At 60.0% G+C, this 5,316-nt stretch carries 6 protein-coding genes; 1 reads left to right on the top strand and 5 read right to left on the bottom strand.

All coding sequences use genetic code 11. The features are described 5' to 3' along the window. Positions 1–12 precede the first annotated feature (12 nt). Positions 13–117, top strand: a complete 105-nt coding sequence (locus tag L0H65_RS13720; protein WP_301459617.1) for a DUF1203 domain-containing protein — start codon at positions 13–15, stop codon at positions 115–117. Positions 118–298: 181 nt separating this feature from the next. Here L0H65_RS13720 and L0H65_RS13725 read toward each other — a convergent pair whose 3' ends face one another. The 5 genes from L0H65_RS13725 to L0H65_RS13745 all read right to left on the bottom strand — a co-directional run bounded on the left by L0H65_RS13725 (position 299) and on the right by L0H65_RS13745 (position 5,262). Continuing rightward, a complete protein-coding gene (locus L0H65_RS13725) occupies positions 299–667 on the bottom strand; it encodes an MmcQ/YjbR family DNA-binding protein (protein ID WP_301459613.1) in 369 nt (122 codons plus the stop codon). Between the two features lies 1 nt (position 668). Further along, positions 669–3,464 (bottom strand): DNA polymerase I, encoded by a 2,796-nt coding sequence (gene polA / locus L0H65_RS13730; RefSeq protein WP_301459614.1) that lies wholly within the window; start codon positions 3,462–3,464, stop codon positions 669–671. 23 nt (positions 3,465–3,487) lie between these two features. Next, positions 3,488–4,192 carry a DUF2459 domain-containing protein gene (locus L0H65_RS13735; protein ID WP_301459615.1) on the bottom strand — a complete coding sequence of 235 codons (705 nt, stop codon included), beginning with the start codon at positions 4,190–4,192 and terminating at the stop codon, positions 3,488–3,490. A gap of 4 nt (positions 4,193–4,196) precedes the next feature. Next, the gene (locus L0H65_RS13740) at positions 4,197–4,373 is read right to left on the bottom strand and encodes a zinc-finger domain-containing protein (RefSeq protein ID WP_301459616.1); all 177 of its coding nucleotides are present in this window, start codon (positions 4,371–4,373) and stop codon (positions 4,197–4,199) included. Positions 4,374–4,683: 310 nt separating this feature from the next. Then, complete coding sequence (locus L0H65_RS13745) at positions 4,684–5,262, bottom strand: DUF1285 domain-containing protein (RefSeq protein WP_301459618.1); 579 nt, start codon at positions 5,260–5,262, stop codon at positions 4,684–4,686. Between the last annotated feature and the right edge of the window lie 54 nt (positions 5,263–5,316).

Genomic DNA, 5,316 nt, shown 5'->3' on the forward strand with positions numbered 1-5,316 from the left:
CCTGTTGACAGGTTGCATTCGGAAGCTGAAAAGCGCTTCGCCGACCCGCGGGTTTCGTACCTGCATCTGCGGTCTGCAAGTAATAATTGTTATCATCTGGCTGTGGAGCGAGGTTGATGGATTGCCAAGTTGAGGCGCTGGCGCGCCGCTGATCTGATTTGCGCCTCGCCGGCGCGGGGCGTGCTCCGCACGGGGATATTTTTGAACAGATGATGGGGGGAGTTGCACTTTGGTGATGTTGCCCGGTTTTGAGGTGCGGTGATCGCGATCCGTGGTCGAGAGCAACGGGAATTCCCGGTCAGTGCGTGGGGGCTGGAGGGTTTTCGGCGTCCCATGATTTGAGCCAACGTTTCGGCGCTGCGGCGCGCCATTGCCGGATCAGCCGGGCGCGTGCCCATGCCAGGTCGATTTTTCCGGCGCGAACGAGGATGAGGTTGTGGGGTTCGTAATGCGGATGCAGCAGGAAGGTGTCGGGGTCTGCCTGCAACAGCATTTCGCGTTCGTCCTTGCTGCATTTGAACACGGCTGCATCGACGTAAGGCGACCACCAGCACCAAAGTTTGCCATGCGCCTTGAGGCAGGGATTGCCCCAGGCCGTGGTGTCGGTGACCTCTGGCAGGTTCAGCGACAGGGCGAGGGATTTGAGTTCGACGTAAGTGCGGAGCATGTCAATGCGCCTGCGCCCAATTGGCACCTGTGCCAGCGTCCACCGTGATCGGCACCGACAGATGCACGGCGGGGGCAGCGGCACCTTCCATCACACCGCGGGCCGCTTTGATCAGCGGATCGACGGCATCCTGCGCCACTTCGAACAGCAATTCGTCATGCACTTGCAGCAGCATTTTCGCATCCAACCCGCGGGTTGCGTCCGGCATGCGGATCATGGCGCGGCGGATGATATCGGCGGCGGTGCCCTGGATCGGGGCGTTTATCGCGGCACGTTTGGCGAAGCCTGCGGCGGGGCCTTTGGCGTTGATCTCGGGCGTGTGGATGCGGCGACCGAACAGGGTCTGGACGTAGCCGTTGTCGCGGGCAAACTGGATGGTCGCGTCCATATATTCGCGGATTCCGGGGAAACGTTCAAAATAGCGGTCGATGAAGCCCTGTGCTTCGGCCCTCGGGATGCGCAGGTTGCGGGCAAGGCCAAAGCCGGAAATGCCGTAGATCACGCCGAAGTTGATCGCTTTGGCCTGACGGCGGATGCTGGCATCCATGCCCTCCACCGGGACGCCGAACATTTCGGAGGCGGTCATCGCGTGAATGTCGATGCCGTCCTTGAACGCCTGTTTCAGTGCCGGAATATCAGCGACATGCGCGAGGATGCGTAGCTCGATCTGGGAGTAGTCGAGGCTGACGATCACGCGGCCTTTCGGTACAACGAACGCCTCGCGGATGCGGCGCCCTTCTTCCGTGCGGACTGGGATGTTTTGCAGGTTCGGATCAGTCGACGATAGCCGCCCCGTGACCGCGCCAACCAGAGAATATGAGGTGTGAACGCGGCCGGTTTCCGGGTTGATATGATCTTGCAGTGCGTCGGTATAGGTGGATTTCAGCTTCGCCAACTGCCGCCAATCCAGCACGCGGCCGGGCAGATCATGCTCGGTCGCCAAATCTTCCAGCACGTCTGCACCCGTGGCATAGGCACCGGTTTTGCCCTTCACCCCGCCGGGGAGAGACATCTCATCGAACAGGATTTCGCCGAGTTGCTTGGGGCTGCCCACATTGAACGGACGGCCTGCAAGTGTTTGAATCTCATCCTCCAGCCCCGCCATTTTCTGCGCGAAGGCGTTGGACATGCGCGACAGTGTGTCGCGGTCGACCTGAATTCCCGCCATCTCCATTCGCGCCAGCACCGGGACCAGCGGCCGCTCCAGCGTTTCATAAACCGTGGTGACCGATTTCTCATGCAGTTGCGGTTTGAGCAATTGCCACAGACGCAGGGTGACATCTGCATCCTCGGCAGCGTATTTCACAGCCTCGGAGAGCGGCACCAGATCAAAGGTGATCTGGGATTTTCCCGAACCCAGCAGGGTTTTGATCGGGATCGGCGTGTGGCCGAGATAGGTATCGGCCAGCGTATCCATGCCATGATTGTGCAGACCCGCAAACAGCGCCGACGACATCAACATCGTGTCGTCAATCGGCGCGACCGTGATGCCCAGACGCGCAAAGATTTTCGCGTCATATTTCATGTTCTGGCCGATTTTCAGGATGCTGTCGTCTTCCAGCAGCGGGCGCAGCATATCCAACGCGGTGTCCAACGGCATTTGGCCGTCAACGAGGGCGGAGGAGCCGAACAGATCGCCGCTGCCTTGCTTGTGCGCCAGCGGAATATAGCAGGCGTGGCCCGGCTCCACGCAAAGCGAAATCCCGACCAGTTCGGCGCGCATCTCATCAAGGCTGGTGGTCTCGGTATCGACCGCGACATAGCCGCGCGCATAGGCGAGGTCGATCCAGACTTGCAGCGCCTTGGCGGTGACGACGTTTTCATAGGCGGCATGGTCGAAGGGCAGGGCGGCGGCCTGTTCGGTTTGCGCATTGGCAGCGGCCTCGGGGGCGACCGGTGCCTCCACCTTCAGGCTGTCGGCGACGCGCTTGGTCAGCGTTCGGAATTCCATCTGGTTTAGAAACGCGAGCAGCGCCTCCGGCTCCGGTTCCCGCACTTCCAGACTGGCGAGCGTGAAATCCAGCGGCGTTTCGCAATCAAGCTGCACGAGGCGTTTCGAAATGCGGATCAGATCGGCATTGTCTTGCAGCGATTCGCGCCGTTTTGGTTGCTTGATCTCATCCGCCCGCGCGAGAAGGGTTTCCAGATCGCCGTATTCCTGAATGAGCAACGCCGCGGTCTTGATCCCGATTCCCGGCGCACCCGGCACGTTGTCCACCGAATCGCCCGCCAACGATTGCACGTCAACCACGCGGTTCGGCGCAACGCCGAATTTCTCGAACACTTCGTCCGGCCCGATCAGTTTGTTTTTCATCGGGTCGAGCATGTCGACTCCATCGCCGACCAGTTGCATCAGATCCTTGTCGGAGGAAATGATCGTCACCTTGCCGCCTGCATCACGGGCACGGCACGACAGGGTGGCGATGATGTCATCCGCCTCAAACCCTTCCGTTTCGATGCAGGCGATGTTGAAAGCGCGGGTGGCGTCACGGGTCAGCGGAAATTGCGGACGCAAATCTTCGGGGAGTTCGGGGCGGTTGGCTTTATACTCAGGATAGATGTCATTGCGGAATGTCTTGGACGAATGGTCAAAGATTACGGCGACATGGGTTGGCGCATCGCCGGATTTGTTGTCGTTGAGATAGCGAAAGAGGATGTTGCAGAAGCCTGCAACCGCACCTACCGGCAGCCCGTCGGATTTGCGCGTGAGTGGCGGCAGCGCGTGATAGGCGCGGAAGATATAGGCCGATCCGTCGATCAGATGCAGGTGGTGGCCCTTGCCGAAACTGTCGCTCATCCAGAACGCCTCCCTTTTTCACTTCATCGCATGGACGGGCGCGGGGGTCTAGCCGAAGCATCAGCCCCCGCCAACCCGGTTTGCGTCAGCGACAGCCGGATGGACTGGGGAAATGGCGTCCAGAGGCCAAAGGGCAGGCCCGCCGCGCGCAGGGTTTGACCGATCCAGACGTTGCAGGTGTTGAACAGGTTGAACCGCCCTTTGGCGTGGAAAAATGCATCCGTTGACGTGAAACCGGGCAGGGGCAGCGCCGTTTGCCCGTCGAAAGCAGCGAGGAGAGTAGCCAGAAGCGCGTCCATTTCCGCCTCCGTCAGCTTGATCAGAGCAATGCCATCAAAGCTGGAAATCCGCCCGACAGTGTCGAGCCGCATGACGGCACCATCGCCTGTCGCCGCCTGCCAGATAACGGGCAGATCCATATCCGACAACGTGGCGGTGGAGGTGTAAAACCCCTGCGCACCCCAACCGATCAGCAACCATTCGGCATCAGGATTGCGAACCGGCACCCCGGCCGATTGTGCGAAGGCAAAACGAATGCGGGACTTGGCGTTTAACGGGATCAGCAGGTCATAGTGGATAGGGCCGCCAATCAGGCCGATCCGGTATTCCTTCGGTCCTGCAATACGCGGCCCCCCGGTCACAAGCATGCCACCGACCAACCCGACGCAGATATAAAGGACCGGGAGGATCAGCCCGAGCCAGCCAACACGAACCAGCACGCTGCGCATGTGGCTATTTCAGTTTCTCAACCGCACTTTCATGGACATAGCGGCGGTCGCAATAGCCGCATTCGACAAAACCCTTATCTTCTGGGATGGTCAACCAGACGCGCGGATGGCCCAAGGCAGGCCCGTCGCCGTCACAGGCGATTTTCCATTGCGAAACGATCTTGGTTTCTGGTGCGCTCATATTGTGGTCTTTCTGCGAAATAGCCTGTCTCGTGCGCATGATAGCGATCCAGCCCGGCGCAGCAAGGGTACGCAACAATTTATCCTGGACACAACGTCTGCGGACCACTCCCACCTTTCGTTGCTTTTTGCGGGCGCAAAAAGGCGCCTCAATGTTGGGCCGGGCGCGCTTTTTCAAAGCGCTGCGGTCGCGCCGGGTGCAGGGCGTGTCGATGAAACGATGAATATCTTACGGCTTCGTCTTGGTAAAAATACCTTCGGGGGTGAATGGCCCTTCAGGGCCAGAGGGGGCGGAAAGCCCCCTGCTACCGCTACGACAATTCCGCCGATGGGATCATCGGGAAGAACGCTCCACCCGACCACAGACCGAACCAGTCCGCTCCCTCAAAGCGGTGATGCGCACCGATTTCCACTAAGCGGTAGAACGACTTGCGGTCGATCAATGCCTCCAGTCCCGCGCGCACCATGACATAGGGCGATGGCTCCCCGGTCTCACGGTCGCGCGCCACGCGGATCCTATGCTCCGGCCCGGCTGTCACCTTGTCGCCGACTTGCGTTTCAAAGCGCAGGGTCTGTCCGTCACCCGCGCCGGATACCGAGAAATCGACGGCGACAAATGGCGCGTCCTCTACCACAATTCCGACCTTTTCAACCGGAGTCACAAGGAAATAGCGTCCGTCCTCCAGCTTCAGGATGTTGGAGAACAGCTTGACCAAAGCGGGCCGTCCAATCGGCGTGCCGAGGTAGAACCACGTCCCGTCCCGTGCGATCCGCATGTCCAGATCGCCGCAAAACGGCGGGTTCCACAGATGCACCGGTGCCGGTCCCGCACCTTTCCCCGCTGATTGCACCGATGCCATCACGGATTCTGCTGTCGGTTTCACGCTCAATTGACCCATTCCCGTTTTTGCCATTTGTACCCGGCGCGATAAATCGTTCTAATA

The sequence above is a fragment of the Pseudorhodobacter sp. genome, assembly GCF_030452865.1.
Classification (GTDB): Bacteria; Pseudomonadota; Alphaproteobacteria; order Rhodobacterales; family Rhodobacteraceae; genus Pseudorhodobacter.